We start from the raw sequence: 2276 nt of genomic DNA, 5'->3' as shown, positions 1-2276 counted from the left end.
CGATGGTGCCCTGGCCGGCGATGACGTCGGGGTCGTCGAAAGGATGGACGAAGGTCAGGCGCTGTTCCTTTTCCAGCAGCAGCGCGTGGTTGTAGGCGTCGGTGTACGACTCGCCATGCAGCACCACTTCCACGCTGGCGCCGCCGCGCGCCTTCACCGCGTCGACCTTCACCTGCGGGGTGGTGGTCGGCATCACGACCAGGGCGCGGCAGCCGAGGCGGCTTGCTGCCAGGGCCACACCCTGGGCGTGGTTGCCGGCCGNNGTTGTAGGCGCCGCGCAGCTTGAAGCTGAACACGCTCTGCATGTCTTCGCGCTTGAAGTAGATGCGGTTGCCGAAGCGGTTCGACAGGGTGGGCGCGTATTCGAGCGGGGTTTCTTCGGCGACGTCGTAGACGCGGGCGGTCAGGATTCTCTTGAGGTAGTCGGTAGTCATGGTCGGCAATCGGGTAACTGCAATGCCGGCGATGGATAGGGCCGGCGGTCCGGACGACGCACACTTTTCCTCGCGGAGGGTGACCGGGGCGGAGTGGCGATACGACGTGCTGGATAGCAGGCTCGGCGTATCGTGTCGTTACGATAGGTGATCCTCATTATAATGGACACCTATCGCAATTGCTCACTGCCCCCTTTCCCGATGATCGAAAACGCCGTCCTCTGGCTGCTGAACGTCCTTGCCGCGCCGACCGTCGGGCTCACCTCCATCTTCATCATCAGCTTCGTCTCGGCCACGCTGCTGCCGCTCGGCTCGGAGCCGGCCGTCTTCGCCGTGGTGAAGGCGAATCCGGCCATGTTCTGGCCGGCCATCCTGGTGGGCACGGTGGGCAACACGCTGGGCGGGGCAGTGGATTATTTCATCGGCTACCGCGCCAAGATCGCCTTCGCCAAGGAGCGCCAGAGCCGCTGGTTCGGCTGGCTCAAGAAGTACGGCGCCAAGACCATGCTGCTGTCCTGGGTGCCGGGCGTGGGCGACCCGCTGTGCACCCTGGCCGGCTGGCTGCACCTGCCGTTCTGGCCGAGCGTGATGTACATGGCGATCGGCAAGTTCGCACGCTATGTCACCATGACCGCGATCCTGCTGTACATCCCGGACGGGTTCTGGAAGACCGTGGGCGACTTCTTCGAGCGCCTGATCGGCTGACGGGATCTTTGCTTGCCGTGCGGGTCGGGTATCATGCGAGGCTATGAACAAGCCTCCAAGCCTTCTTTCCCTGCTCCTCGTCCTTGCCGCCCTGGCAGTGTTCGGTGTCATCGGCGCGAAATTCATGCTGAGCTCGCACAAGGAGTCCACCAACGAGCAACTCGGCCTGGTCTGGCCGGGCATCGCGGCCATGCCGGAAGGGGACCGCAACTTTCTCGTCGAACTCGCCCATACCTGCAACCTGACCATGCGCGAGCCGGTGCGTGCCGAGGTCGTCGACTGCCTGCGCTCGGTCCAGATGAACGAGGAAGCAAAGGCCCGGTTGGACCGCCTGATCGGCCAGGCGCCGGCGCAGCCACGCTGAGCGGACGTCGGCAAACTTTACATCTCGCTGCTTGACGGCACAGGATGTTTTTTAAGTGTTTGATTACGTAGGTTTCCTCACAGCAGGCCCAAGTTTTGCTTAGCAATGTTGGCTGCATGCTTTTGGTCCAACTGAGGGGAAAACATGAAAACGCACTATAAAAATGCACTGAAGCAATCCGTTTTCGTCATGCTCGCTGTGGCGGCTGTCATGCCGGCCGCGCACGCGGCGGAAATCGTGGTCACGCCATCGTCGAGCATGTGGTACACGCCACCCGGCGAACTCCGGGGTAATGGGAGCAGCAGCATTACCGATACGATGCCTCGTTCGGGAAATGGTTCCCTGGAAATGACCGGCGACCGCGTCCGCACCGTGATGGGGAATCTGTACGCGAACGACTATGGCACGCTCAATCCCGCCCCCAGTCTCGGCCTGTTCGACCAGCTCACCCGCCTGACCTTCGACTGGGCCGTCGCCAGCGGCAATACCACCCCTAACGAACGGCGCTATACCCCGGCATTGCGCGTCTCGGTCATGGACGGCACGACGCGCAGCGAACTGATCTGGGAAGGGGTCTACAACGGCATCGATGCCCGTCCCGACGCCGACACCTGGTACAGCTCCGGCGTCAATGACGTATTCTGGCGCTTCAGCGGCGGCACGACCCTGGAAAACGGCGCCCAGGTGAACAAGACGCTGGCCGGCTGGCAGGACAGCAGCTACTACAGCGACATGGCCTACATCATCGGCTTCAGCGTCGGTATCGGCGGCAG

At 62.8% G+C, this 2276-nt stretch carries 3 protein-coding genes and 1 pseudogene (1 of these 4 cut by a window edge); 3 read left to right on the top strand and 1 reads right to left on the bottom strand.

What is annotated here, in order from left to right; all coding sequences use genetic code 11:
• Positions 1–434 (bottom strand): annotated as a pseudogene (gene ilvA / locus B2R83_RS17860) (threonine ammonia-lyase, biosynthetic); it reaches 999 nt to the left of the window's first position.
• Positions 435–635: 201 nt separating this feature from the next.
• Between ilvA and B2R83_RS17855 the strand changes: the two are divergent.
• The 3 genes from B2R83_RS17855 to B2R83_RS17845 form a co-directional block, all read left to right on the top strand.
• Positions 636–1139 (top strand): YqaA family protein, encoded by a 504-nt coding sequence (locus tag B2R83_RS17855; RefSeq protein ID WP_036208743.1) that lies wholly within the window; start codon positions 636–638, stop codon positions 1137–1139.
• Positions 1140–1182: 43 nt separating this feature from the next.
• On the top strand, positions 1183–1503 hold the full coding sequence (locus B2R83_RS17850) for a hypothetical protein (protein ID WP_292044003.1): 321 nt from the start codon (positions 1183–1185) through the stop codon (positions 1501–1503).
• Between the two features lie 144 nt (positions 1504–1647).
• The coding region (locus B2R83_RS17845) for a hypothetical protein (RefSeq protein WP_292044002.1) at positions 1648–2276 on the top strand (629 nt) is incomplete at its 3' end.

The sequence above is a fragment of the Massilia sp. UBA6681 genome (assembly GCF_002454935.1).
In the GTDB taxonomy this organism is placed as follows: domain Bacteria; phylum Pseudomonadota; class Gammaproteobacteria; order Burkholderiales; family Burkholderiaceae_D; genus Telluria; species Telluria varians.
The sequence above is the reverse complement of the archived record's forward strand: the minus strand, read 5'-3'. Positions and strand labels throughout refer to the sequence as shown.